Below are 25609 nucleotides of genomic sequence, written 5' to 3'. Positions count from 1 at the left end.
AAAATCGTACGCTAAGCCTAAAAGTCTTTTCCTGTATGACTTACAGGATTTTATAATTTACTTGTCCGGTGTCCTAATCAGGCTAATATTGCCCATCCCGCCCAAAACGTAAAGTTAGCCACACAGGCTATCGAAAGCTTGTGTAGATAGGGAGCTGGAACACTGTTTGGGCTACAGAGCCTTTGAGAGTGCAAAAAGTCTACTTTCCGCACGATCTCTTGGTTGGGCTTATAGCCATCAAATCAGCATCATTTCTAGTGCGATAACCCTTGCCAGAATCATGGTGCATTTAAAGCAATATGGGCTAAGTTTTCGCACGATCAAGAACGCATAGCAAGGCAGCAAGTGGGAAGGGAGAAAGGCGCTGAAAAGACTAATCAGCAAAGGTTTCAATTCTACTTTTACATTTAGGGCGGGGTGGGCAATATTAGTCAATCAGCTAGAAACCCGTATGGTTTTATCCTTGTAAGAAACCGCTTAAAACGACTTAAAGAGCTGGTTTATCGATCAGGCGGTAGCTTAGAAAGCTCTCTGAGAGAGGATTTCAGTCTTAGCGTACGATTTTGTCCGAATTCCCCGTTTGCCCCGAGATCCGTGGCACTATTTTGCACGTATCTCGGCTCGACCCCAATATTTGATTGGAGCGGAGGCTGAAAAGCTCTCCACACTTGACTTTCAAATTTAAGTCCAACAGGCATTTATGGTGAGATGGATGTCGTCACACTGGGTCGAAAATCAATAGTGTCATCCTTAAAGACCGTGGAATGATAGTGATACGGCTCCATAAAAGGCGAACCAATAATCTGCGCTAATGCCTCAGCCCGTCTGATTCATCTGCTCGGTGGGCAGAAGTCCCACCCAGGAGTCAAGGACTCAGCGCTTAAAAGGGATTAGATTATGCCTGTAACATACCAGTTTGATGTACTACTCAGTCCAATCTTAGTCCTCGTCCTGTGTAGTATGTTTTTCGACCAATTTGATCCGCTTATCAATGTGCTAATCTTGCCTGCAAATTCCTTAGCGCTGTTTTTGATCCAAAAGCTACAGGAACGCCAGACTGAGCCTCTTTCCTTCGCCACTTCTGTCAGTCAACTTGGAGTAGCATCACTGAGATGATTCAGTTTGTGAACAATATACTGTTTGAACACCGCTTTCTGTGTGTCGGGAGAACGTATTACAACCCAACTTTGATCAACAGACGCAACGATCCTTTGACTATGAGCGGATGGTGGCTTCCATGTACTCGCTTCCCAATGAACTATTGCTTTGATATCGGCTTGCTCAGCGTTAGCTGTAAACTCAATTTTTTCGGCAGCATGAATTTCATCAAAAAACTGACTAAGAGTACCTTCATACCAGGGTTTAAACTGCTCCCAGTTGGTCAACGTAATGCTAGGAAATTGGATAATCAAATCTTCTTCAGAAAAGGCAAATAAGTTAGCGTACTCCTCCACGGGCGCATGAGCATCAAGCTTTGTATAAAATTCTTCCACAAGCTGTCTAATTTCAGATTCTACCAAGGGTGCTAAATGGCTCATTGTTCATTAATTCTCAGCTAAACATTTATTTCAGCACTATTCGATTATGCTCTGATCCAGTTTTCTGCGGAACTGTATACTCCGCAGAAAACTGCTCTTAAAAAGTTCGTTTAGCGAACCAATAATTGAATCAAGCCGAAATCATGGCTGATCGATTGGTCTGACTACAATCTCATTGACGTTAACATGCGGTGGTTGAGTGACTGCATAGAGAATAGCCGCCGCAATGTCTTCACTTGCAAGTGGTATTTTTGATTCCATCCATGCCTTAGCCCATGCTTTCGACTCAGGATCTGTAACTTGAACACCTAGTTCAGTTGCTACCGCACCTGGCTCTATCAGGGTGACGCGAATCTTATGACTGTAGTTTTCCTTTCGCAGGGCTTCTGTGAAAGCACCTACAGCGAATTTTGTTGCAGAATACACAGCAGTGTTCGCATTTGCTTCTAAACCAGCAGTAGATGAAATGTTGATAATATGTCCTCCGCTCTGCATCTTCATAGTTGGTAAGGCAGCGCGGGTCGCATACATTAAGCCAAGGAGGTTGATATTGATCATGCCTCGCCATTCTTCTGTATTTGCGCCATCAATCAAGCCTAGTTGCATGATGCCTGCATTGTTGACGAGGATATCTATGCGTCCCCACTGAGCATGAGCTTTCTGCACCATATCGTGCGCCTGGATCTCATCAGCCACATCAGCAACAATTGAGATGGCCTGTCCGCCTTTGTCTGAAATATGTTGGAGCACCTTTTCGAGTCTGTCAGCGCGGCGTGCCACTAGCGCCACCGATGCCCCTTCTAGAGCCAAGGCTATGGCTGTTGCTTCACCGATACCTGATGAGGCACCTGTCACTAGCGCCACTTTTCCTACTAGTTTACCAGTCATAATCTGTTTGTCCTAAAGAATTATTAGACAGAAACGGAACGCAGTTTCACTCATTCATATTGCTATTTACTCTGAGGCAGCTCATGATATTGGTCTCCATCTCGGTTTTTCAGGAAATCCAGCAGCTCGGATGGACGCAACTTCGCGTACTTTTGTAAAAGACTTAGGGCAGCTTGTCTCTCCTCTAGTTTTTCACTTCGCAGGACGAATTCGAGGAAATTGGTGACATCTGTGCCATTGTCAGCTTTCTTGGCAGTAACAGTGACTTGGTAGAGTGTAAATAGCTCAGTTGCCTGCGGTATGTCTAGCTTCCATACGTGATTTACCCGATCGTTCATAACCAAACGGTCATAAACTCTCATTCCCTCAAAGTTGAAGCTAACAACGGCACCTGGACTGTTATCAGGTTTTCCAAAGCCCAGTTCCTTTCGTACATCAGTGCGTCCGCTTAAAGAGCTGAGAAAAGCGAAACAATCGTCGTACATTGACCAGAAATAGTCAATATCAAGGGGAACAAATCTTACCTCTGTAAAAGAGATCCATTGTCCATACTCCATGCTTATCCCATTTGCAACAGTCATAATCTCCTCCTTGCGCTTTAGATTATTCAGATGTCCAAACTGCTCTAGATTTTAGCTGTTCAGTCTCGACCGCAAACTGTCGATATCGAATCCCAAGTCTTCAAATTCTGCTTTCTTGCTTCTCACTAGTTCAATCAACTTGGGTGAAACGTCTCCATCTTCATTTTTGAGTACATAACCGTATCTGAAGTTGGTCAGCATATGAGAAGCACCAAGAATGACGCTTGCTGCTTCCTGACCCGGCATTACATGCATATCATCTTCATCAGCCATTGAGCCATTGCTCAAAAGACCGCCGTACTTTAACTCGCCAAATTCAGGATTGTGCTCATTGTGAATGCAACTATGCCAATAGGTGCATTGATAAATCAAGTATTTACAAACCTGCTTGAGATTGGCAATATCTTGCTCGGTAGGTACTATTGATGAGGTAATAGGTCTAATAGCTTTAACCTCTCCATCAATCTCTCGACGGGGGTTTGAGGAATGGTCAATCTCATTTAAGTCATACCATTCATCCCCATCATCTATTTGCTCCATCGTCAAAGCAACATGAGCAGCACTATGTTGAACTAACTCCTCGGAAAAGCTGAAGATTTCATCCCAATTTTTGACAGTTTCGCCATGATGCTCGTCAAAAAATAAATTGACATGCTCATTCAAAATATCCCAGTATAAGTTGCCAGCTTTAGCATAGGTATGGGATTCACAGAGGGGTTTTCTGGGCTGCCAATCAGTCCAATCGTAACTTCCCAAGTTTGACCTGACCCATTTCAGCATCTCCGGATTAATCGGCATGGGTTCGAGTTTAGCGAAAAACCCGCCCTTCGGATCCATCAAGATGCGCCGACCAAACCGGTTAATATGGACTACTTCTTTGAGGTGAGGATACAAAAGATCACGTACTGGATTTTTGTGGATATTCCTCAATAGCGAGATTGCATACTGCTCCATATTAAAGTGAGATTGGCTCAGATGAGCTTTCACTTCTCCTAAAACGCCCAGATGAGTAGCACGAACCACTCGTTTGGACTGCAACCATCTGTTGCCATCATTTGGGGTGTAGGTTTGAGGCTCTTTCAATGGGGGGTTTGGCTCGGTAGAAGCATTTTCCCGGAATTCAAGCGTAATCTCAACCGGAAAGAGCTGCTCATTCTTCAACTCAAATTTGACCTTATAATTTGGCAAATCTATCTTGCCAGTCAGATTAAACTGTTCACCATTAAAAGAGGTGGTATAGAGAGCGGGATTGCTTTTATCTTTCTTGAAAACAACAGGATTAAATCCATTTAGCATCCTGTCTCCAAAGAATTCGTCACTGCGAGTATAGCCAGGTCGTTCTCTTTCTAAAGCGATAGTTCTTGTCTCTGGAAATGATTCTTGGATCTCATCGTAGGACGGTTGATTAGGATCTCTGCGGTTTTTTTGAATTATTTCATCCATGATCTCGCCATATTTGGCAACAGACTTTAGGGTGACAGCTAAAGCGGCAGGTACAAAATCATGCTTGATAGACTCAGGCAGACAGTAGGGAAAAAATTCGCTGTACTCTGGGTCATACTCATAGTAAGAAATTGACAATTGCCCAAAATCATAAAATCCGCCGACATTTTCAGCCCCTTTAATGACCTCAATCAAGTTTTTTGTTTTGCTGGATCTCCCCTCAATAACGGCAGTTTGAGGAGGATCAAAAATTCTCAATTCCAGATCTGGCGCATTGCCCAATCCGGAAGCTTTAGGATCATAAAAAATTTCAAAACATCCATCTTGACCTGTGACTCCATACCCTAGGAAATCTTTCATCCCGAAGAGATCCAGATCCCACAGTTCAACCTCTAAACCAGGAATAGGTGTTATTGAGTCAGCATGAGTAATTCTACCAACTGCTCTATACGATTCACTGACGATCTTTCCCCTTAACTGCTCTCTAACCGTTAAAAGAGAACCTACCGGCATGATGGATATTAATTGAAAAACCAATTGCTCCCTTTCTGTATCTGCATATTCTTCTAGAGAAACTTCCCCTGAAAGAAGCCTTTGGATAAGGTTGCTCATTTTGTTTTTTCCTCCGCTGGGTTTTAAATCTTGGTCTAATTTATTTAGCCGTGCTCCGCTTTTCGCGGCTTGTAAACCGCCGTCTAAAAGGGCATAGGGGGAGTGACAGCTTACAGCTTTCTGCAACTGAGAACACTTGCTCCTATGCTTTCCTCTAAGCTCCTGCTTTTTTTAGCGCTACTTCAGGCGTCTCTAGATCCTCAACCCCTAAGATTTCTGTAAAAATCTTACGATTCCAACCGACCAAGTGCATCTGAGTAAATTCCTGGAAGAAGATATACATACGATTGGCTGGTACATTAAATTTTTCTAATAAGATATCGCTGATACTTTCCGTCAGTTTTTTGGTAACTTCCGCAGACATTTTCAGATTGAGAAGTTGGACAACAGCAGCAGGTTCATCGTAATCCCCCCCAAAAGCAACATTAACTTTGGTGTTGACGACAACTAGAATCATCTTCTCAGGATCGCCTTTTTGAGTATGAACTTGTTCTGTAACCTGAGTAATGACTTCGTGAATGACATCTTGTTCAAACTCATGATTGGTTTCAATTCTTACAAATGGCATCCGAGTCTTCTCCTTAATTAGACTGACTCTTTCCGCCTAATCATCCGAATCTGGACGTTAGACCGAAAGCGGTTATCCTGATGTCCCCGTTCACCGATTTAGGCTGCACAATGTCGGCATAATACTCTAAATCGGGCGATTAGATCGACTCTTTCTGCCTAATGCCCAGGGCAAACGCATCTTATTCAATCAAAATCTTGAGTAAGTAGTCTTCATCCCACCCTGCCCGCAGTCGTTTATTGGGATTGATTCGGGATACGTGTAAAACAGCGCCACGGATCTCGTTAAGCCTTCATCCATCTATACTTCAGGGATTGACAAATGGCTTTACTATCCGCTGGGCTTCCTGCTGCGCGACGCAGAAGTCCCAAGACATGAGACAGCCTTGTAAGCGTTGCTGAGTCAAGTCGATCGGTCATTTCTTGACTCTCTGCAATCAGTCGTCAGTCTCACGAGTTTTGGACGTTACAGCGTACTACAAAACCACCATTCAGTCCAAGATTAGTCCAGACCGTTTTTGAGACAGCCTGTCTCAGATTGAGACAAGCTAAATTTTGTCGGTTGAGAGAGTTGAGAAGAGCCTTGTTGATGGAATTGCTCATCGTCAGTCCCACTTCTACTTCTTGTAACAAAACAAATAAGCAGGTAAAAAGGGCAACCACAAAAAGAGAGTAGGGGATATCAATCAAACTTATTCGCGGACTGAGGAAAATGGGCATGAGAATTAAACCCACGCCTAGGGCGAACGCATACGTTTCTTAATATCTCAATAGGGCGAGATATGAGGCAGTTTATTGCGAATAGTCTCATCAACAAGTGCTTATTGAAAATATCTGACCTTCACTTTAGTGTTACCGAAGTCTAGATTTGCTAGATATAGTGTGTTAAGAAACGTATGCGTTCGCCCTGAACCCACGCCGTGAAGGGTGGTTAAATCATGAAGGATTTGGGTCAATTTGGTCAGTTAGGTTAGGAGATCGCCTCTAGTGTCCTCTCAGATTTCAACAGGACAGGACAGTAACGATGTGTCCTATAGACACCAGGACACTCCCTGTTTTTGCAGCTTTTTAGAAGTGACTAAAGGACTGAACCCCTTGATACAGCGCACTCTATGCCATTTCAAGACCATTTGAGCGCTTTTGGAGGAATAATCGAGTCATACTACACATAATGTTTCTTATCCGAAGTATGACAAACATGCGACAACCTCAAAAGTGAAGCGATTTAGAGCGCTCAAATCCAGATGACAAAAGGTTTTCAGAGATCGCATATCTCCTAAATTGAAGTATGATTTCATCAGGTCGAAGTGAAAACGACCAAAAATACTATTTAAACGGCAAAAGCCGAGCCATCAAAAAAGGGTTCCCCACTAGCTTCCAACTTGTGAATCCCGAACGCGACGCTCGACTTATTACCGCCAGCCAAGGGCTGATGTTTCAATTCTGTACGAATTGTACCCCATCCGTCGATAGCTACGGTAAGAAAGTTGCATCCGCGATGAGTGCTCGGCTCCCAAGGAGCGAGTGTGATAGCAACCAAAACTCAAGATTTCCAGTTTGTTCGCGAACTTTCAGACAGCTTTCTCTCGATCTTTACCCACCGGCACGACTTCATCTGGGCACCCCACCCGGAGCCAGATGAGAAAGCTCAGTGGCAAACCGAGACTCGCTACCCTTTGAGCGATCGCGCCATTCAGCAGAGTGACAAGCTCTACGGGGTTCGGTTTGGCGCAAAGTCAGACTACCTAATGATTGACGTTGATCGCAGCAGCGCGTATCACCCCCTGCAAGATCGCTTTGCCGTGCAGGGCATCACGCAAGCCCTTGAGCCGTTGGGATGTGTGTCGCATCTCCGCATCACGAGCAGTCACAGTAAAGGGCTGCATCTCTACTTCCCCCTTGAAAATGCTCAAATCTCTTGGGCACTCAGCTTGGTTGCCACCGTGCTGCTAGAGAAGGCAGGCTTCAAGGTTAAAGCCGGTCAGCTTGAGGTATTTCCGAATCCGAAGTCCTATACAGGCGAAAGCACTCAGAGCCTTTATAACGCTCACAGGCTACCCCTCCAGCCAGGGTCGCAGCTCCTCAATGAAGATTGGCAACCTGTCTACAGCACCCAGTCGATCTTTGTCCAGCAGTGGCAGTTCGCCCAACGTCGGAATGAAATTGACGAGAAGCTTTTCAGCCGCATCTTAAAGCAGTCGCGCCCTAAGGCTTATCGCGTCAGTGGCAAAGCTGCCAAGTTCCTCGATGACCTCAACAATGAGGTTGAGCCAGGGTGGACAGACTCAGGACAGACAAATCACCTGCTGGGTCGGATCGCCATGCGGGAGTACATTTTCGGTCATATCCTGCGAGGAGGCTCCCCTCTCACAGGAGGAGAGTTAGCCGAGGCAATTGCTCAAACCGCACGATCGCTGCCTGGGTACGAAGATTTCTGCAACCACCAGAGCGATCTAGAGCAACGGGCAAAGTTTTACGCCCGATCGGTTGAGACGAGTCGATATTATCCCTACGGCTATCAGTCGCTGCAAATCGACCAAAGACAGGAAGAGAGAACAGCGCCCACCGATAATCAGCACAATCAGCAGCAGAGGGACTTAGCTCGTCAGCGCATCGTTGAAGGAATCCAAGCCCTCCTGGAACGGAATGCGTTGCCATCTGGAATCAATGAGCGATGCCAGGCTCTAGAAACTCTAGGATTGAACAGAGGCACCCTGTATAGACACACAGATATTTGGCATCCCAAATACCTCACAGAAACCCTGAAACCCTTACCAGAAGAGGAGGTTACACCTGTTTATGCAGAAATCGAGTATACAGAAACCCCAGAACCCTTACCAGAAGGGGAGGTTACACCTATCTGTCCCAATAAGCTTGCGGAGTTTTTTGGCTCGGCTGCTCCCCCAGAGCAAGACGGGCTAAACTCCATTTCATTTGAGTTAGGGGGGTCTGGGGGGAATTTCTCTGGTGCCATCCAAGAAGCATCGGTTGAGGCTTCAGTAGAAAATGACTCCACGACGGCAGACATAAAGGCAGATATTCAACAGCGCCTTGACCACATCAAGAGCCAGCAAGAGGCGGCGAGAATAGCCTGTTTACGGCAGGAAATGGGACAGGCAAAACAAAACCGCCGTCGTCACCAGGAAGCTTATGAGTTGCAGCTTCAGGAAATGCTTTCTTCAGGCGATCCAATTCTTGTGGCTGAAGCTAAACAGCGGCTGGCGAATCGTTCATCGTGCGGTGAAGGCGACCCAACCATCGATGGTCCGTCGTGATGTCATTGGCTGATGGCTCTACGAAACTCCTTCGCTGCCTGCACTTTTGAAGTGATTAGTAAACACCGACCCAGTAACTCAAGGTCGAGGTCAGGGAGGCATCGGCTGCGATAGATGCGTTTATAATCCTGCTCACCAAGTTCGTATAGAGTGAACAGCCCATCCTGCCAAAACCACACTTCAGGAACTCCCAAAGCGCGATAGCGGGCTAGCTTGTTCGGTCCTCCACTGGTGAAGACCACCTCGATCGACAGGTCGGGTACTGGCTTCAGTTCGTGCAGGCAGTATGACTCATCCGCTTGGGCAGAGACTTCCCCTTCTTGCTCCTGAGTCATTGAGCCAGTAGGCCAAAACTCGATTTCCCTTTCTACCAGGTAGATTTCCAGGAGCATCCCGATGATGCTTTTGTAGATCTCGTGGTCTTGTCCTGGCATGAGAATCTCGATCGTTCCATCGTAATAAAACAGGCGCACTCTACGGGAGCTTTCAAATCCCTTTTGAATTGACTTGAACTGTTCCCAGGTGCCGTACTCGACAATGCGTTGATCACGGGTCGGGCGTTCTCTGAGTGGTGTTTGGGTCATGACGCGCTCTCCTACCCCGCTACTGCGGGTTCTTTAGGCTTCTTTTCAAACACCTGAATGTTGGCTTCTGCCAGCACAAAGCCCTTTTCGGTGGGCTGTCCCATCTTCCCAGCGACAGCAGCGACCCACATGGGAAAATTGGCTTGAGCATCCTCTAGCTTCTTAAACATCTTGGGCTTGAGGGTGACAGAGACGATTTGACCATCGCAGTCAATCTCAAAGGTCTTGAGGTTATTCTCAGTTTTTACATCTGAGGGGAACTCGTTGATTTTGATAGTGAGTTCAAGTTTTCCGGTCACTGTCATTGATGATTGCCCTCCGTATTTGCCTTACGCTGCTTTGTCAATCAACTTGTTAATCGGGTCAGTTCTTGAATGGTTGCTGCCGTCAAGTGATTGATCCGTTCACCTAACCTATCAATATTTGTGGTGGTCTGCTTGCCAGTTCTACAGGGGTTTCTAAGCTGCGTTCTTGAGTCGTTTTAGCGCTCATCGGGGTCTTCCTTTAATGCTTCAGATTTACGATCGCCGTCCTGGCTCTTTGGCTTGCCCGCGCCTGATCTTTTGCCTCCGCGTGTTTCACCGAGTGGTTCAGCGTCAGGAGCGATAATTCCCAGTTCCTTACCACGGGCGAAAAAGTAGTTCTCTAGATATCGCTGTGGTTCGACTCCAGAGCGCTCCGCAAGAATTGCGATCGCGTCTAAAACTCTTTCATCAATCCGAAAGGATGCAGGTTTGCGGGGCATAGCGGACGTTTCTGCTCTCATTGTCAATTCTCCATTAAATCTGTTAAACACACTTTATCAGAGGGTTTAAGTCAATCGTCTACTTTTGATATAAGGGTTGACTATACAAAATAAGTGAAATATTTATGCTTATAAGCTATATGAAAAAACACTTAGAGGCATATTTTATAGAGCAAAAAATATAAGCAAAAACAATCAATCAAAAGTAGACATTTGAAAAGCAATCGTATACATTTGATTTGAGCGAAACGAGACAAACGCCCCGTGACCAAATCGAACGACCAAACCACATCACCTAGCTCATTGGTTGACCTATTCAAAGAATCCGATACCACTGGCGACAAATACTTAACGACTGACGAAATCAAGACGAGAGACGCAGATTTAGCCAACGTCAGTTCAGAAATTGACGCACTGATTAAGTCAGCTTCCCTTTGGGCAATTAGTCTATTGCAGCCTACTAAAGGCTACTTGAGCCTAACCGCTTAAAACACTCGAAAAGATCTTCCACTACACGTTTGAGGCAACTTTCATGAACCCACAAGCATTAACTACTACTCAGGCATTGGCTACTGTTGGTTACGACAACCTACTACAGCCTATAGGTTGCGACATTGGTAACGGGCAACTAAAGCTAGTTACAACAAGCGGCGAAACCTGCACGGAGAGCTATGTTTACTACCTTTTAGAACGCTCAACTGATACTGTGAAGGGCTATGTCGAATACTCAGATGGTGATCGGGCTGACCTAATTGGCAAACAGTGGATCGGTGGACTGAACGCCTACTACAACGGTTTGAATTCCATCTACCGGGTAACTGACAGCAAACAAGGTAAGCCTGAATTGGGTTTACAGATCTTTCTCTCTGCATTGTCTGAGCTTCCCTATCGTGAAGTTTGGAACGTTGCCTTAGCCGTTTCTATTCACGATTCAAAAACGCTTGGCTCTGCATTAAAGAGGGCGTTGGAAGGCTCTCATGGGGTACGTATTCGCAACAAAGCAGTTCGCGTCAATATCAAGGTTGTTGCTGGACTCGAAGAGGGCACGGGCGCAATCATCACTTACCAAAAGCAAGCTGATACTACGAACGCCATTCTTTACGACCTGGGCAATGGAACGCTCATCGTCTCCAGCTTCAACGGCATGAAGATGACCGACAGGAAGTACAGCCAAAACGGAGGCGTAGAGAAGCTGTTTGACCAGATTGCTACTCATGACGCAATTCGAGAGAAGTTGCTGAAGGAAGGCGATCGTCACCTCATTCGCAAGGGCATCGAAGCTCAAACCTTCACCTACGGTACCCAATACCCCGATTGGAACTTTGAAGCTGTCTACCGCGAGGAGTTGCCTCGATGGGTGAAAGATGTCCTAGCCCCTACGGTTCGCCCTTGGGACGATCGCCGCGATTCAGCCACCGCATTGATTGCAGTCGGAGGTGGGGCAGAGCTACCAGGCATTGAGCCACTGCTGTCTAAAAAGAACATCAAGGTGTTGAGTGATCCACTTTGGGCAAATGCTCGTGGACTCTACACGTTGGCAACTCGCAAGGTCGCAGCACTGGAGGGACGTTGAAACAGATTAGAGCCACGATTCCGACTCACTTACAAGCTGCCTTTTTGGAAGTTGGCAGTCAGTTAAACACAACCGATCCCACCGTCATCAACACTCACATCTTGAGTTGCTATTTCACGGGCGACCGGTCTGACTCTCCCAAAGAAACGCACTCAGTTCAGTCAGCAGACGACTTTGACGATTTAGCTGATTGGACAGAGGAGGAGATTTAACAGACTAAAGCCAGCCCTCACCTTCCACAGTTTGAAGCTGGCTTCTATCCCTAAACAACCGTAAACATGATCATTTGGAGATTCATCAATTATGACGACTAAAAACTCACTCCTGACCTATCACGACGGCAGGCTTGCCAAGATTGCAGCGATCTATGGCGACTACCTCGAATCGCTCTGCCTCATTGAGAAGTTCAGCATTCTCGCAGACATTGCCGCCTGGGGTGATCAGTGCTGTGGTCACTACGAATCTGACTGGTCAAGCTTTGGTGAGTTCATGGCAGAACACGGCGAAACCTCAGAAGACTATGACGCTCATGGGTTGCTCACTCATCCTGATTGTGATTGGACAAACCCAGTTCACTCAATGCCGCTTGTCATTGCGATCTGCCACCAGATTGCTGAAGGGATTTACTCGCCAGAAGATGCGGAATGACCCGATGGACGAGGGTAAAGGCTTTTCCGTGCTTCTTGCCTTTTTCCTAAATCAAAGATTGAGTCCACAAACAATGAACAATAAATGAACTACACAATTCTGAGACGAATTCTGATCGCGACTGCTTTGTTGTCACTGGCAGCTTATAGGATTGCAGAGTATAAAAACGAGCAAGCGATTGATAAAAACAAGACTCAAGACTGCCAAGACAAAAACGGAAAACCGTTCAAAGAACAGGAATATCATCACGAATGGCAACATCTAAAATACTTGGGTAAAAACGGAAAAGAGATCAATAAGCAGGAGTATGAGTATCTTCTCAAACACGAGCAAAAACCCACTACTACTGAATGCACCAAAAACATTGAAACAGGTCAAGTTATTTGCGCGGGAGGTTAAAAAATGAGCAACTATTCAAGAAGCTTGTTAACCGCTTTTGCTTTGCTGTTAGCAGGTTTGGGGGCTTGCCTATTGTTCGCAAAGCTGACAATGCTGTCATCAGCTCCACAGGTGCAAGAAATCAGAAAATGAACAACCACAAAGATGACGGCACATTTTTAACGGGTGTCATCATGACTCTACTGATGATGGCAAGCGCGGTCGGTGGCTATTGGGTTCGAGATATTGGCATCACTTTCAAGGTGCAAGCGCCCCAGGTGCAGAGAAGAGTCAAGTGAACTTACTAAACGTTCATCCCCGCTATCGCCCCTTGGCATCAGTTCTCATCAGCGCGGCTTGCATTGCCCCGATCGCAATGGAGTTGCTCACTAAACAGAACGCCGATGCCCAGCACAAACAAGCCACAGAGCAGGTAGAACAGGCGATTACCCGCTCATCTGAACAAGTCGCCAGAGATGAACGCATCGCCCTTGACCGAGCCAAGCGCTGCCTCATCATTGATGAGAAATTCCCACTGGTAGAAGGTGGCAACGCTTACTATGACCCACGCCACCGAGACAGCAAGAGGCTCTTACCCGCAAACACGGCATTATGCAGCGCTCAATCTGGCTACACCGCATTGGTTGATGAATCTGGCACTGTCAGCCTTATCAAGCAAGCTCCGATCGAGAAACTCACTCCAGTCCTAAAACAGAGAGGCATCAAATAATGGCGGTTAGAACAACTAAGTCCAAAGTCACGACCGGCGATCGCGAAGTGGATGAGCGGCAACCCGTCTTCAAAGACTTCGATGACCACACTGAAAAACATCCACGAGCATCCATCCTTTCTCACTTCGGGGATGTTGCAGAAGGCATGATGCACGTCGCTTTAGACAAGAATCTCTGGATGATTGCAGGTTATAGCTTTGCTGCTCTGTCTGTTGCGGTGTCGATGTTTGGCTATGCTCGCTGGGTCGTGCCCGTGTTCAGTCAGGCGTTGAATCTAGCAAACATCCCCATCGGGAGTGTAGTCGGAGTTTTGACGGGCTGCGCGATCGGGCTGTTCATCCAGTGGAAGGAGATTGAGCCATTGGTCTATCGGTTGAATCCCGACTTAGCCGATGCCCTGGCTTTCAAACTGGGGCTGATCAAATTCACCAATGCCAAAGAAACTGAAGACTCGCCTACCCTCCTACCCAAAGCGAAAAAGTGGGCACGAACGGCTCATGAGAAAGCGCACCGAGACGATGAGACCTGGCGCTATGTGATGTACTTTCTGGAGTCGTGTCTAGCCTTTGCTACCTTCCCACTGGTGGTCAACAATCTGCTGTATGTGCCGGGATTGATTGCGGCAGCAATGGCGATCGCCGGGTGTGAAGTAGGGTATCGATTCGGTAACTCTGCTCAGAAAAAGCGGCTCACTGCTCGTGAGAGTCAGAAATATAAAGTTCGCAGACGCATCCTACGTTCTCAAGCTGACTCTCAAGCTGACTCTCAAGCTGAATCGAAATAGTCATTCAAACCGCGTTTGCAGTCTTGACCAGGCGCGAATGCGGTTGTTCATTTAAGAGGGGTTGCCTCGATGTCAAACTTAACCAGATATGGGCAATCAGCCCTCGACAAAACGTTTCCTGATGCTGATGAATCAGTGTTTGGGCACATGGTTCTAGAGTTGGGAATGTCGCCTGATGAAGCGACTCAGAACCTTCGCCCTTGGGTACGAGACTTAGACCGCTCGGCTGAGTTGAGCAAGAAGACTGCTTATATTGCTGCCTTCATTGGAGCCGGGGCAGGACTCGCGACGGCAGCCACGATGGGCATCGGATTGACGACAATTCTGCCCATTGCGGCGGCGGCATACAACTTCTTTTCAGGGCAGAAATCAGCCAGAGAGCAGGAGGTAAGAGAGAGTGAGTATTTGCTGCTCAAGACGTGCCCTGAACTGCTCAAACTGATTTATGCCCTGACTCAGAAGGGAATGCCCAAAGAGGCATTGGTTGAATGTTATGACGACCTACTAGGGGCATTCACCATGCAGTTTCAGCAACGGGCATCACTGGGTATGAGCGATGAGCTTGACCATGACATTGTGCGGTCGTTTCAGCGAATCGTGCAAGAGAAGTGCGAGTCGGAGAGTTTGGCACGGGCGATCGTAGCGGAGACTGAGAACTTCACGTTTGATACGCTCTATCAATCGACCGAGCCAAAACCTGAATCTTTGCCAGCCGCTACGGATTCGGGTTCGACTATCGCCACATCTTCCCCGATTGGTAATCAAACCAGACTAGGGGCGATCGAGGTTGCAGCTTCCCCGGCTGCTCAGTCTGATTGGAAAACACCAGAGACTCAAATCCCGACAGCACTCTCGATCATCGTGAGCGACCCATATCAATCCCGTGCATTCTTTGGGGCACAAAGAACGGGTAAAAGTTACCTTGCAGCTGTCGCCAGTCGTCAGATCAGCGAGTCGCTAAGGTGCAAGATCTACCACATTAACCTTGCCTCGTTTGGGGATGAGGATAGTTACTACTGGAGTCATGCCGTTAAAAGCTTGACGTGTGATTTATCCAGCATGGACGGGTATGAAGCCTCGCAGATGATTAAGAGTGCGATCGCTCTGGTGAAGGAGTTCTACTCAACTCAGAACGCGATTCTGATTGTTGATGAGGTTGCCTACTGTGGTTCGACCGTTGCGGCTCACAAAGACGCATTAGCCGAACTCATGCGAATCATTGCAGACAAAATCACGACACTCTCTAGCAGTGGCAAGAAGCGGATGCAAGCCATCTGGACGATTGCCCCTGAGTTTGTAGCAGGGTCACTTACTCAAGATGCCAAGGCAGTCAAAAAGCTGAAGCTCTGTTATGTCTCAATTAATCCCAATGTTTCTATCGATTGGCAAGGACAGAAGATTAGTTTCGATTGGGAACTGTTTAATCAAATCAAGGCGAACTACACAATCAGCGATCCTATCTGTGTCCCTAGTCAAGATCGAATCTGTTTCATCGGTTCTGATTGGGTGCCTGTAGGTGAGTTGCCAGACTTAAAAAAAAGTCAACCGACAAAACTAGAGACTCCCATCAGTGACCCTGTGACCCATCTAGAAAATAGTTTGAAGGCTTCTGATGATGACGCTGATGATGTGTTCTCTAAGTTTGCGGCAACACTCACCCACGAATCACAAGCCAATCTAAAATCGTTTGTGTTGTGGTTGGAGACTAAGAAAGGCACTGAGGTTAGCTACGACCAAATTAAAGACTCGTTCGCTAGACGTGCCAATGTTGGCAGGAATAAAGAAGCAATTATGCCGCTAGTCTATGCTGCAAAGTCTAAGCGGTTAATCACCTTTTTACCTAACAGTAATTGGCTTGTGAGCGATGGTTAGGGACACGGGGACAAATCCCCTAGAAAGGTTAGGGACAGGCTAGGGACAACGAGCCTACGTGTCCCTAGCGTTTGTCCCCACGTCCCCAGCTTTCTGTCCCTAACGTTGTCCCTAACACTATTCCTGAAGCTAGGCTACTCTACAAGATACTAATTAAACTATTAAAACAAAATCCAAAAAATCGCTTGAATATATTCAATTTGATCGTCATCTCTTAATCAAACGAATTAGTCACAATTATGGAACACCGATTTTGGTCGTCTGCAAGGAAATTATGGAGGGTCGGGAGATTCGCGGCCTTACTCGGGTTAATCCTCATCGTGTCTCGGCTGCCTACAGTAGAAACTTCACCAGAGAGCAAAGGGCAAGAGCAGCCAGGACAAGAGGTGAAAACGCCGATCTCACCTTTCCCTAAGAAGGAGCAGGATGTTTTAAAACCCACCGCAGAAACATTTATCGAGAACTATTTTGCAGCACTGAATCGGCATGACTTTAAAGCCGCGAAACGAGTGCTTGCACCAATGCTTGATCCCAAATGGGTCAAAGACTATGAGAGGTATTGGCAGAATTTTGAATCAGGATCGCTGTCGATCAGTATTCGGTCGATTGCAACTGATAAGCAAAACTTGACAAAAGTACGGTTTACTCGATACGGGAAATTCAAGGGAGTTAAGGCTGAGTCCAATTGGATCTATTGGCTCTCTGAAAGCAAGTCGGATTTTCGGATCATTTCAATTGCTAATGAGCCAGCAACTGACGAAAAGCTAGAAAACGATCAGAAGCCAAAGCTTTAGCGAGAATATAGCCAGCTAGTGGTAAAAGTAGCGGTGCGAAACCTGCATAAGGTCTTCAGTCGATCGAGACTCCTTCAGGCATCGTGTTAAACTTTCTTCACTTGGCAGTCCCCAAGTCCATCTATATACAATCCTGTACTACAAGCGGGACAATTACCGCCAGAAACCGGAAGTACAAACTTGTGACTGCATTGAGAGCAGGCGATTCCAAATTGAGTCAACCCTTGACCGAAACCTGATAGGTATCCGACTAAAACTACTACCCCTATACCAATAACGTAGATCATCACAAAATCTCCCCCTCCTTCTATCTGAAACATTTTCAGAGCAGCCCAGACTGACGGAAGGGAAAAGAGCAAACCAAGAATTGCTCCTCCAATGCCATATTCATAAGCCATAGACTTAGAAATCTTCTGCTGTTCGGACGTTTTTGGGACTGCTGAAGAGATCCGGAAAGAATCACCGAGTAATGATTTCTGTTTGTTTACTATTGCGTTAGTCTGGATTGGCTTAGGAATGGTGATAGGTGTTGTAGAAGTCTCTGCATGCGGGGAAGTTTGGCTCGAATCTGGTTCCACAATTTCAAACTCAGTATTCCATGCTGGAAAATCGTCCCCTTGCTTCTGACCGTAAAGCTTGACCCTATGGACACCAGATATTTTTAGCTTAGTTAATGTACTGCGAACAAATGTAGTAGTAGTTTGTTGTGGAGGAGCATCCTGTGATGCGAGCAGAAGCTGTAAACAATCACCTTTGATCGCCACTTTCGTTGTAACTCCCTTCGGCTGTGTTCGCTGATTGAAAAGAGTAGCGATTGCTTGTACGTCCCCTTGTCTTGCCCGTCCTACCAATGCACTGTCAGGTTGACTCATACCTTTGTCTGCTCGAAAGATTTATTAGCTACAGTATTCCCAGGAAGTATAGCGGTTTAGCTTTTTGCCGAGAAGGGCTTTATTTCTAACATCTCCGGTTTCATCGATTATCCGGCTAAAACTAAAAAAGTTTTCGTGGAAAACTCAGCACAGTTCTCGAGGTCTGGGGTTAAATGAGTAGCCGTACAGGAAATCACGCTAAGGCTAAAACGCTTGACTAGTAGGCGTTTCAAAAACAGTGTCTAGACTTATTGAGACCTGCCAGTGAGTCTCCAACTTCTTTGGTACAGAAATTCTGAACGGCAGAATAGGTGTGTCAGCGTCCTGCGTCCTAGCAGATTCTACTGGAACACCGCTTAACGCTACTTTCTGCTCGCCTACTCATTTAACCCCGTATCGGAGCCTTTCTAGAGACGGCAACGGCGCAAGAGATACGCGATCGCTTTCAAATTTTGGTTAGTCCAGCCTTGGTTAACTGCGGGAGAGAGCAGAAGTCCAACGACAGGGCAAGGGCTTCGAGAACTGGCACACTACGAGAGAATCATGCTTTCAGAATCTTGTAGTACGGTCACTTAGTCCATTTTTAGTTCAGGGTTTGTAGTTGCCCTGTAGTATGCCAGTTGAGATCGTGATTGATTAATGGCTGGAATTGGTTATCGATCGACTTCTTGTTTTTCCTTAAAAGCCTGAGTACAGGTCAACTCAGCCGACTCACCTAATCCGCCCTCAGAAAACCCAAAGACTTTACCAATGAAACCGCCCAGTCGAAACATTTGACCGCCTTTGACTTCCCAAGGATCAACTACGGCAGTAAACTGTCTACGTCCGCAGTCAACTTGTAAAATCGATGCAAACGTAGACGACTTCTCAACAGACACAAACACCCTCGTCACGAAAAGGTTGCGATCTTCTGTCTCTTTCCAGTAGTACCGACTGCTGACAATTGTCCGCTCTAGCTTGCTGTCAGACAGAGATACAAGGCGGTCGCCAGACTGACTTACAACTAATAACTCAGCGGCAAGCAGTTGATCGGGTGGTGAACTCCAGTAATCACTAGCCTGCGCTGTTGTTGGCAATAGGATCGCGAAAGACAAAAGCAATAGATTGATTTTCATTAGCCTCGGATACCTCATATTAAAACTGAGATTTGCACCCTCGATCTAGCACCAAATTTCAAAGGCATCCCAACAGCCCACCCCTGCACATACAACTCAAGCTTGGGCGAATATTCTTGCCTAACCTGGGGTTGAATGAGTAGTCGTACAAAAACTCTCGTTAAGGTGTGTAGCAGTGAAAACTGCTAGGAAGCAAGAGGCTGGAACCCCTACTCTACTGTTCAAAATCTCTGTATCAAATAACTTAGAGATTAACTGGCATCTGTCAATGAGCCTAAGCACTGTTTTTTGAAACCCTTGCTTAGTCAGTCTTTCAGCCTTAGCGTGAGATCCTGCACCACTACTCATTCAACCCCTTATCCAAGTGGGATATCCTGATCCAACCCGCTTAATTCGGTATCTTCTTTTCCGGAAATCACCTCAGGGAGGTCTGCCTCACTGAGAAGTGCCCCCCTGAGAAGTGCCTCACTGAGAAGTGCCCCCCTGAGAAGTGCCTCCCTGAGGTCTGCCCCACTGAGAAGTGCCACCTTGAGAAGTGCCCCCCTGAGAAGTGTCCAACTGAGGTCTGCCCCACTGAGAAGTGGCCAACTGAAGTCTGCCTCACTGACAAGTGCCCCCCTGAGGTCTGCCCCCCTGAGGTCTGCCTCCATGACAAGTGCCCCACTGACAAGTGCCCCCCTGAGGTCTGCCCCCCTGAGGTCTGCCTCACTGACAAGTGCCCCCCTGAGGTCTGCCCCCCTGAGGTCTGCCCCCCTGAGTTTTGCCCCCCTGAGGTCTGCCTCACCGAGGTCTGCTCCCCTGAGGTTTGCCCTAATGAGGTTTGCCCCACTCAAATCAGCGCCAGCAAAATCAGTCAAAGGATCAAGTCCGAGCATCCTCGACATTTTTATGAAATTATCAGACGTTGAATCTGCAACTTGCTCGATCGCTTCAGCCAATTGATCCAGCGATAACTCATCCATGCTGCCACCTCACTTCGCTCATGGGCTGTTTCAACTGAGGTTTAATGCATTTAAGAGCAATCGCCCGTTCAATCACTGCTAACTTAGTGCGGGTAATATCCTTTGTCCACATTACTTCACCCCAAGTCAACCTCACATCATCGGGGCTTGCCTCAAAAGTTGCTTCACAGTCATAGGGCATAGCATCACCTTCGATAGCGCCCAATAGCTCTTGTTGGAGCAGTCCCCTGAGGATTGCTTGCTCAGTCTTATTCTCAAACTGCCACTGTGGATCAAATTCGCCCCCTGTCTTATGGACTTGCCATGCTGCGGATTTTAGCTTTTGAGTTGTTTTGTCGCTCAGTTTAACTCCCACTGTTCCCGTTCCGGTGGCACTAGGATTACTTCCTAGCGTCCCGCCTGCTGTCCAACCTATCTGACCTTCACTCCCTGTTTCTTCTTGAACTTCCAATTCCATTGATGTCTTAAATTCATCGTAGAGAGCAGTCTTTTCAAGCGGCATTTTGCAGTTGACAAGTTTCAACTTTAGCTTGCCACGACAGATACCGAACTTAATCTTCCCTCCCTTTACACCCAGCTTTTGAAGTACAGCATCCAACTTACTCGCAGGTAAATCTAGTTCTTGTTCGCCGCTGAATTGAAGCGTCAAATTCACTTCGATTTCTGGCAAGGAAGACACAAGCTGAGACTCTATAAAGTGAAGCTTCAGGGCTATGCAACTAGGGAATCGGTCATTGATCTTGGGTACAGAGAGCGGGTTCATGATTTAGCAAAGTGGCTTTGCTTAACTCTACATAGAGAAATCAAGTTCATCAGCAAAACAGATATTTATTAGAGACTACTCTCTGGCGTTCCCGTAGCTTTTGGACTAAAAACAACGCCAAGGCTGAAAGCTAGACTACGATTGGCTTGTGGTATTTGCCCGCTTGGTTGTGTTCAAGCAAGAAACCACTCGACGAATCAGGGTTTCCTAATCTCTCGATCTAGCTTGCTTCTCTGCGAAGTGAGCAGAGAACTAGGCAGGAATTGTGAGGCTAGACACCTCAATTAATTGGCTAGACACCCCTATCCCTCACCCTGTGGCTAACCCTCCTTTTTCGCTCTCTTTCTTATTTTTCTTCTTAGATTTTAAATGAGAGAAGTCAGTCAAAATTATTTTGTGACAAAATTCTGAGTCTCAATCTTTTTTGTGACATAAAGCCTTAATAAGTCTCAAATCCATGCCAAGTCTAGTGAATTGTTTTGTGATGTTATATTTGACAGGCAGTGATCGATCTATCTACTAACACTTGAAAACTACTTTGTAGCGGCAGACAACCCTAACTACAGCTTTGAGTCTTGAGGTTCAATCGGTTCAGCTGGTGGTTTGGAAACTGCCCAAGCGATTTGACCACCCTTGCGTCGACCTGCCCGTTTGAACACAAATCCAGCATCCTCGAACTCATCGCCGTAGTTCGCCACAGTGCTGGTTCTCAGCCCCAGCAGGTTTGCGAGATTCGTCGTGGAGATCTTATACCCTTCCTTTGCAGCTTCATTTAGCTCGCGGTAGGGGGCTAACTCTAATCCCTTTCGTGCGGGCGGCAGTGGAGGTGGAAACACCACCGAGAGTATCTTCTCTATGCCTGACAAAATCGGTTGCACCAAATCCAAGGTCAAAGGGTTTTGAAAGAATCCTGGTGCAGACTTTTTGATTTCCACAGGGGTGTCCTGTGCAACGTAGGACAGTTGCGAATTGTCCTGTCCTGCGTAGGACAACTGCTCAGGTGTGGGAAAGGTAGAGGTCGTGCCTCCGTTTTTGAGGTGTCGATCTAGAGCATCCAGCACGGCAATCTGATTGGCGCTGTAGACCGACTTTCCCTCTCGCATCTCCGGCTCCAGATTGTGCCCTCGTTTTTTAAGTCCGTTGATGCGGTTATAGATGTTCGACCTGGCGAGACTGTAACGAACCTCTAAATCTTTAATCCCAAAGGAATCTAGCTCAGACATAGTGACCTATCCTGCCGTCTTGTCTTGTGTCCTATATCAGCAGGATACCCTCATTTATAAGGAGTTGAACTCTCTCGTCTTGCTGTCTTGTCCTAATGTCTTGTCTCGCAAGGACACTTAATGATTAACGCCCCAATCTCTAATTTGATGCTTATCCGTGTAAAAACCTCGCATGAGGATGCCCTACAAGATGCCTCGTGAAAAGCGGTAGAGTGATACATCCTTTACTTCTACCCCTCTGTGGTGACTCTTTTTTGACCACGCGGCAGAGACCGGAAGCCCGCGCATGAGGTGAGGTCGGGTGCTGTGTTACCTGCCATCACCACCCTTAACTGGTGGTGGAGTTTTGATTTGAGATTGAGCGTAGTGGAATCCAAAATCTATAACCTCCTGCCATCTCTCCCTGGCAGCTTTTTCTCCGTGGCTCTGCTTCGTGATCTGGACAAGGGGAGACCTTGATAAGACGAGTGCTTGATCGGTCGATAGGCTTTGATTTGGTTTGAGTGCCATATGAGACAGTGCCGACATTCTTTTGGCAACTTGCTCATCGGTCAGGACGGATTGTGGAGCGGCAGCCCGCATCTCGGCAGCTGTGGTGTCGTACTCATCTTGAGCTGTTTTTTGTTCTGGTGTGAGGATTGGCGGGGCTGGCGGCTCAACTGTCAGCGGTGCGATCTGTGCATCATCCACACCTGGTCGCATGTCGGCACCGATACTGATTGAGTCAGCAAGGTCAGGCAGCTCCTCTAGCTCATCAACTGCCTCTGCTGGCGGTGCGATCAGTGGTGCAATCTCAGCAGGTGCATCCTCAGACGGCAGGCTAGGCGGCTCCTCGGATGGGTTGGTCGTATCTGGATCAGCAGATGAGTCAACTAAGTCGCCCGAATCTAGTGAGGCTGGCAACTCATTTGAGGTCGGCAATTGCTCTATCAACTCACCCTCCTGTGGTTTATTTACTGTTTTTGTTACCTCTACTTCTTTCTCTATTTCTGTCTCTTCTGTTTTAATGACCTGCGCACATAACTCAGCGATAAAGGTGTTGTCTTTTTCAGGCTCATAGCTAATGCCCAAGTGCTTAGAAAGCCCCTGAAAAGTGTACTCTTTGCCAATTTCGGTGCCAGTAATCCACTCTCCGTCCTCACCAAATCGGTAGCGAATGCCCTTAACTTTGCCAGTTCGTCGGGTCACCGAGGGTGCGACCTGGATGCCCTCGTGCTGTAGCTTGGTGACCAGTTGTTGCAGCGAAATCGGACTATCAGACTGGGCAACTGCTTGATCAATCGCTTGGCGAATGATGTTATGTGCAGCGAGTTTTGGTTTCGTGCCAGCTGCAGCCGCCTTTTCTTTGGAGCTGCGAACCTGATGCAAACCAAATTCCCGCTCGATTTGTCGGCACACTGCCTCAGACCGATATCGCTCAAAAGAATCGCTCACTACCTGCCCATCGAAATCAATGACAGAGCAAACCATGTGGATATGCTGATGCTTGCGGTCATTGTGAATCCACATAGCAAACGGCGAACTTTCGTAGCTAGGAATCTGATCGGGGTCAATGGGTGGTGTGCCTTCTTCGCGGTTGCGATCGTGCCGTTGCATCTGCTGGTCGTGCATCCCTGTTCGCCACGTCTTTCCAACCTCCTGCCATTGATCCACAGATAGCGATTCACCTGGCGCGAGAGACAAAATAATGTGACGGTAGTGCTGCTCTTTGCGAGAGTTTTGACCTGCCACAAATTCAAATTCTCGCTGCATTTTGTCTACTTCATCTGCCGCCAAATTTGAGTCTACAAATACCGCTTCTTTTTTACCGGCGACGTATTTCAGCGTGTCCCCAACAGATTTAACAGGGATTTGTTTGCTAATCATAGCTCAGGCTTTTGAGCACCCAAGTCAATTAAATCGGATCTCATTTGGTCGATGAGAGCGCATAGCTCTGCTAATAATTGCACGTCAATTGGGATTGGCTGACCACTTTTTAGCGCAGTATTAACTGCCTTAGTCAACTGGTTAAGATTCGCGGAAAGTCTCGATAACTCCGTATAAGATTGCTGATTGACAGCGGGGATTTGAGTGGGCGCTCGACGCTTTAGAGCCGCTTGACGAATGTAATTGCTGTAGCTTTCGTTTGCGCGCAGCTCGTCGATTTGTTGACGCTCGTCGATGGTGAAACGAACGGTCGGTGCCCAACAGCGAACAGGCTTGTTGGAGCGGCGTTTTCGTGGGACAAGGTTGAGATTAGCCATTAGTGTGAGTCATAGTTGGGGGTGTCCCCCTTTGGCAAGACCGAAAACCGCATCGGTTTGCACGTCTTGCAAAGTCCATTTCCCTCGACTATGACCCGACCCCTCCCCGCGCACCATCGGAGACAACACCGAAACGCTAGTGATGCAAATCCCCGCATCCTAGTGGTTTACACGATCATCTGTCGCTCGCAAGTTTTGACCACTATTTGACAATCCCTGCTCTTAAGTTGTGACTGTGTGTGACCGAAATTAAGCATATCTAGCGATGTTTTGGTCATATTTACGTGACAGGATTAACACAGTTTCGAGAAATCAAATGGCAACTAAAGATAAGACTATTTACGACGTTGATACTGTTAAAGAGATACAGGCTGACATCCGAAAGCTTGCCGAGGAAAAGGCAACTAAAATCAATCGTCAGCAGATGATTGCGCTCCTATTTGAGGACATCAAAGCAGCCCTGGAGGTGCATACTTATGAGGTTGTCGCCGCAAGATTAACTGACAAAGGGTTTGCGATTAGCGCTAGTAGTCTACGTCAGGTTATCTCTCGCCACGGTAAAGCACAAGCTGACAAGACGGCTGCCGAAGCTCAGGCAGCAGGCAAGGCTAAACGCACTCGTAAACCTAAAGCTGTGACAAGCAATGACCCAGTAGTAGGGAATACAAATCCTGATGCAGAGCCACCCCTAGACAGTCAGGTTAGCCATCAATCTGACACACAGGTGGAAGAGACAGAAGAGATAAAAGAGCCACCCGTAGAGCGATCAAAAAAGAGAGGTGCCATACCGACGCAGCCGACCACGCAGCAAGATAATGAAGAGATAGACGACCTCAGCCGAGTTGGTTTAGATGATGCAATGTGACAGTGAGTGCTCATATCTTCATCCCTCATCCCTCATCCCTCATTTCTTACCCTGATTGTGGTCAACTCGTTTTTGTTTTGCTCTTAGGTAAAAAAGCCCTAACGTGTGACATTAAGGCGCGTGAGATGTGTGGTTTAGGATTTCGTCACGAAATAATTTAGCCTGTCTTCTCGACTGTGGGAAGGTGTGGTTTTTGGGTGTGGAAACTTGATAGGCAATGCTTCTGAAATTTAGGGTATCGATTCAACTGAGAAAGTACGGTTTATTCAGGGTTTGACGCTCTTTCTTGTACCCTAAACTTTTATCTGTCCCCATTCCTGACTCGCTACTTTTACCCTAGATGGGGCAAACGGGGAATTCGGACAAAATCGTACGCTAAGCCTAAAAGTCTTTTCCTGTATGACTTACAGGATTTTATAATTTACTTGTCCGGTGTCCTAATCAGGCTAATATTGCCCATCCCGCCCAAAACGTAAAGTTAGCCACACAGGCTATCGAAAGCTTGTGTAGATAGGGAGCTGGAACACTGTTTGGGCTACAGAGCCTTTGAGAG

General features: G+C 47.0%; 27 protein-coding genes. 12 read left to right on the top strand and 15 right to left on the bottom strand.

What is annotated here, in order from left to right:
• Positions 1-1088 precede the first annotated feature (1088 nt).
• From A8707_RS26605 to A8707_RS26585, 5 genes are all read right to left on the bottom strand, one after another.
• Positions 1089-1538, bottom strand: a complete 450-nt coding sequence (locus tag A8707_RS26605) for a hypothetical protein (RefSeq protein WP_068820489.1) — start codon at positions 1536-1538, stop codon at positions 1089-1091.
• Positions 1539-1679: 141 nt separating this feature from the next.
• Positions 1680-2426 carry an SDR family NAD(P)-dependent oxidoreductase gene (locus A8707_RS26600; protein WP_068820487.1) on the bottom strand — a complete coding sequence of 249 codons (747 nt, stop codon included), beginning with the start codon at positions 2424-2426 and terminating at the stop codon, positions 1680-1682.
• Between the two features lie 62 nt (positions 2427-2488).
• Complete coding sequence (locus tag A8707_RS26595; RefSeq protein WP_068820485.1) at positions 2489-3007, bottom strand: hypothetical protein; 519 nt, start codon at positions 3005-3007, stop codon at positions 2489-2491.
• 51 nt (positions 3008-3058) lie between these two features.
• Positions 3059-5188: a lipoxygenase family protein gene (locus A8707_RS26590; protein ID WP_231948499.1), complete on the bottom strand. Its 2130-nt coding sequence runs from the start codon at positions 5186-5188 to the stop codon at positions 3059-3061.
• A gap of 28 nt (positions 5189-5216) precedes the next feature.
• Positions 5217-5630: a phenylpyruvate tautomerase MIF-related protein gene (locus tag A8707_RS26585; RefSeq protein WP_068820481.1), complete on the bottom strand. Its 414-nt coding sequence runs from the start codon at positions 5628-5630 to the stop codon at positions 5217-5219.
• Positions 5631-7155: 1525 nt separating this feature from the next.
• Here A8707_RS26585 and A8707_RS26580 point away from each other — a divergent pair.
• Positions 7156-8904, top strand: a complete 1749-nt coding sequence (locus tag A8707_RS26580) for a hypothetical protein (protein ID WP_156518932.1) — start codon at positions 7156-7158, stop codon at positions 8902-8904.
• A 2-nt stretch (positions 8905-8906) separates the two neighbouring features.
• Here A8707_RS26580 and A8707_RS26575 read toward each other — a convergent pair whose 3' ends face one another.
• The 3 genes from A8707_RS26575 to A8707_RS26565 form a co-directional block, all read right to left on the bottom strand.
• A complete protein-coding gene (locus A8707_RS26575; protein WP_068820479.1) occupies positions 8907-9488 on the bottom strand; it encodes a Uma2 family endonuclease in 582 nt (193 codons plus the stop codon).
• Positions 9489-9499: 11 nt separating this feature from the next.
• The gene (locus tag A8707_RS26570) at positions 9500-9793 is read right to left on the bottom strand and encodes a fertility inhibition FinO-like protein (RefSeq protein WP_068820477.1); all 294 of its coding nucleotides are present in this window, start codon (positions 9791-9793) and stop codon (positions 9500-9502) included.
• A 176-nt stretch (positions 9794-9969) separates the two neighbouring features.
• A complete protein-coding gene (locus tag A8707_RS26565; RefSeq protein WP_156518931.1) occupies positions 9970-10254 on the bottom strand; it encodes a hypothetical protein in 285 nt (94 codons plus the stop codon).
• Between the two features lie 243 nt (positions 10255-10497).
• Here A8707_RS26565 and A8707_RS26560 point away from each other — a divergent pair, with 243 nt between their 5' ends.
• The 10 genes from A8707_RS26560 (at position 10498) to A8707_RS26515 (ending at position 17013) form a co-directional block, all read left to right on the top strand.
• Positions 10498-10722, top strand: coding sequence for a hypothetical protein (locus A8707_RS26560; RefSeq protein WP_068820473.1), 225 nt, complete (start codon positions 10498-10500; stop codon positions 10720-10722).
• Between the two features lie 43 nt (positions 10723-10765).
• Positions 10766-11806 carry a ParM/StbA family protein gene (locus A8707_RS26555; RefSeq protein WP_156518930.1) on the top strand — a complete coding sequence of 347 codons (1041 nt, stop codon included), beginning with the start codon at positions 10766-10768 and terminating at the stop codon, positions 11804-11806.
• Positions 11803-12018: a hypothetical protein gene (locus tag A8707_RS26550; RefSeq protein WP_068820469.1), complete on the top strand. Its 216-nt coding sequence runs from the start codon at positions 11803-11805 to the stop codon at positions 12016-12018. Before A8707_RS26555 ends, A8707_RS26550 begins: the two co-directional genes overlap by 4 nt.
• 91 nt (positions 12019-12109) lie before the next feature.
• Positions 12110-12454 carry a hypothetical protein gene (locus A8707_RS26545; protein WP_068820467.1) on the top strand — a complete coding sequence of 115 codons (345 nt, stop codon included), beginning with the start codon at positions 12110-12112 and terminating at the stop codon, positions 12452-12454.
• Between the two features lie 84 nt (positions 12455-12538).
• Positions 12539-12853 carry a hypothetical protein gene (locus A8707_RS26540; protein WP_068820465.1) on the top strand — a complete coding sequence of 105 codons (315 nt, stop codon included), beginning with the start codon at positions 12539-12541 and terminating at the stop codon, positions 12851-12853.
• A 128-nt stretch (positions 12854-12981) separates the two neighbouring features.
• Entirely contained in the window at positions 12982-13131 is a 150-nt protein-coding gene (locus A8707_RS28815) for a hypothetical protein (RefSeq protein WP_156518929.1), read from the top strand.
• Positions 13128-13562 (top strand): hypothetical protein, encoded by a 435-nt coding sequence (locus A8707_RS26530; RefSeq protein WP_068820461.1) that lies wholly within the window; start codon positions 13128-13130, stop codon positions 13560-13562. Before A8707_RS28815 ends, A8707_RS26530 begins: the two co-directional genes overlap by 4 nt.
• Positions 13562-14347 carry a hypothetical protein gene (locus A8707_RS26525; protein WP_068820459.1) on the top strand — a complete coding sequence of 262 codons (786 nt, stop codon included), beginning with the start codon at positions 13562-13564 and terminating at the stop codon, positions 14345-14347. The genes A8707_RS26530 and A8707_RS26525 overlap by 1 nt, the downstream gene beginning before the upstream one ends.
• Positions 14348-14416: 69 nt before the next feature.
• Positions 14417-16219 (top strand): hypothetical protein, encoded by a 1803-nt coding sequence (locus A8707_RS26520; RefSeq protein ID WP_068820457.1) that lies wholly within the window; start codon positions 14417-14419, stop codon positions 16217-16219.
• 239 nt (positions 16220-16458) lie between these two features.
• Positions 16459-17013, top strand: a complete 555-nt coding sequence (locus tag A8707_RS26515) for a hypothetical protein (protein WP_156518928.1) — start codon at positions 16459-16461, stop codon at positions 17011-17013.
• 86 nt (positions 17014-17099) lie between these two features.
• Here A8707_RS26515 and A8707_RS26510 read toward each other — a convergent pair whose 3' ends face one another.
• The 7 genes from A8707_RS26510 to A8707_RS26480 form a co-directional block, all read right to left on the bottom strand.
• Positions 17100-17885: a hypothetical protein gene (locus A8707_RS26510; protein ID WP_068820453.1), complete on the bottom strand. Its 786-nt coding sequence runs from the start codon at positions 17883-17885 to the stop codon at positions 17100-17102.
• 653 nt (positions 17886-18538) lie between these two features.
• Positions 18539-18979 carry a hypothetical protein gene (locus tag A8707_RS26505; protein WP_156518927.1) on the bottom strand — a complete coding sequence of 147 codons (441 nt, stop codon included), beginning with the start codon at positions 18977-18979 and terminating at the stop codon, positions 18539-18541.
• A 377-nt stretch (positions 18980-19356) separates the two neighbouring features.
• Positions 19357-19938, bottom strand: a complete 582-nt coding sequence (locus A8707_RS26500) for a pentapeptide repeat-containing protein (protein ID WP_197485118.1) — start codon at positions 19936-19938, stop codon at positions 19357-19359.
• 16 nt (positions 19939-19954) lie between these two features.
• Positions 19955-20632 carry a hypothetical protein gene (locus A8707_RS26495; RefSeq protein ID WP_156518926.1) on the bottom strand — a complete coding sequence of 226 codons (678 nt, stop codon included), beginning with the start codon at positions 20630-20632 and terminating at the stop codon, positions 19955-19957.
• A 653-nt stretch (positions 20633-21285) separates the two neighbouring features.
• Positions 21286-21948, bottom strand: a complete 663-nt coding sequence (locus tag A8707_RS26490; RefSeq protein WP_068820446.1) for a hypothetical protein — start codon at positions 21946-21948, stop codon at positions 21286-21288.
• A 309-nt stretch (positions 21949-22257) separates the two neighbouring features.
• On the bottom strand, positions 22258-23814 hold the full coding sequence (locus tag A8707_RS26485) for a relaxase/mobilization nuclease domain-containing protein (RefSeq protein WP_068820444.1): 1557 nt from the start codon (positions 23812-23814) through the stop codon (positions 22258-22260).
• Positions 23811-24191 carry a plasmid mobilization protein gene (locus A8707_RS26480; protein WP_068820442.1) on the bottom strand — a complete coding sequence of 127 codons (381 nt, stop codon included), beginning with the start codon at positions 24189-24191 and terminating at the stop codon, positions 23811-23813. The genes A8707_RS26485 and A8707_RS26480 overlap by 4 nt, the downstream gene beginning before the upstream one ends.
• Before the next feature lie 316 nt (positions 24192-24507).
• On the opposite strand from A8707_RS26480, the gene A8707_RS26475 reads away from it, so the two are divergent.
• Positions 24508-25056, top strand: coding sequence for a hypothetical protein (locus A8707_RS26475; protein ID WP_068820440.1), 549 nt, complete (start codon positions 24508-24510; stop codon positions 25054-25056).
• Positions 25057-25609 lie beyond the last annotated feature (553 nt).

The sequence above is a fragment of the Phormidesmis priestleyi BC1401 genome (genome assembly GCF_001650195.1).
Classification (GTDB): domain Bacteria; phylum Cyanobacteriota; class Cyanobacteriia; order Leptolyngbyales; family Leptolyngbyaceae; genus Phormidesmis_A; species Phormidesmis_A priestleyi_B.
The sequence above is the reverse complement of the archived record's forward strand: the minus strand, read 5'-3'. Positions and strand labels throughout refer to the sequence as shown.

Coding starts and splice junctions, on each gene's coding strand:
- A8707_RS26605 (WP_068820489.1), bottom strand. CDS start 1,538: ATGAGCCATTTAGCACCCTTGGTAGAATCTGAAATTAGACAGCTTGTG.
- A8707_RS26600 (WP_068820487.1), bottom strand. CDS start 2,426: ATGACTGGTAAACTAGTAGGAAAAGTGGCGCTAGTGACAGGTGCCTCA.
- A8707_RS26595 (WP_068820485.1), bottom strand. CDS start 3,007: ATGACTGTTGCAAATGGGATAAGCATGGAGTATGGACAATGGATCTCT.
- A8707_RS26585 (WP_068820481.1), bottom strand. CDS start 5,630: ATGCCATTTGTAAGAATTGAAACCAATCATGAGTTTGAACAAGATGTC.
- A8707_RS26575 (WP_068820479.1), bottom strand. CDS start 9,488: ATGACCCAAACACCACTCAGAGAACGCCCGACCCGTGATCAACGCATT.
- A8707_RS26570 (WP_068820477.1), bottom strand. CDS start 9,793: ATGACAGTGACCGGAAAACTTGAACTCACTATCAAAATCAACGAGTTC.
- A8707_RS26565 (WP_156518931.1), bottom strand. CDS start 10,254: ATGAGAGCAGAAACGTCCGCTATGCCCCGCAAACCTGCATCCTTTCGG.
- A8707_RS26555 (WP_156518930.1), top strand. CDS start 10,766: ATGAACCCACAAGCATTAACTACTACTCAGGCATTGGCTACTGTTGGT.
- A8707_RS26545 (WP_068820467.1), top strand. CDS start 12,110: ATGACGACTAAAAACTCACTCCTGACCTATCACGACGGCAGGCTTGCC.
- A8707_RS26540 (WP_068820465.1), top strand. CDS start 12,539: ATGAACTACACAATTCTGAGACGAATTCTGATCGCGACTGCTTTGTTG.
- A8707_RS28815 (WP_156518929.1), top strand. CDS start 12,982: ATGAACAACCACAAAGATGACGGCACATTTTTAACGGGTGTCATCATG.
- A8707_RS26525 (WP_068820459.1), top strand. CDS start 13,562: ATGGCGGTTAGAACAACTAAGTCCAAAGTCACGACCGGCGATCGCGAA.
- A8707_RS26520 (WP_068820457.1), top strand. CDS start 14,417: ATGTCAAACTTAACCAGATATGGGCAATCAGCCCTCGACAAAACGTTT.
- A8707_RS26515 (WP_156518928.1), top strand. CDS start 16,459: ATGGAACACCGATTTTGGTCGTCTGCAAGGAAATTATGGAGGGTCGGG.
- A8707_RS26510 (WP_068820453.1), bottom strand. CDS start 17,885: ATGAGTCAACCTGACAGTGCATTGGTAGGACGGGCAAGACAAGGGGAC.
- A8707_RS26490 (WP_068820446.1), bottom strand. CDS start 21,948: ATGTCTGAGCTAGATTCCTTTGGGATTAAAGATTTAGAGGTTCGTTAC.
- A8707_RS26485 (WP_068820444.1), bottom strand. CDS start 23,814: ATGATTAGCAAACAAATCCCTGTTAAATCTGTTGGGGACACGCTGAAA.
- A8707_RS26480 (WP_068820442.1), bottom strand. CDS start 24,191: ATGGCTAATCTCAACCTTGTCCCACGAAAACGCCGCTCCAACAAGCCT.
- A8707_RS26475 (WP_068820440.1), top strand. CDS start 24,508: ATGGCAACTAAAGATAAGACTATTTACGACGTTGATACTGTTAAAGAG.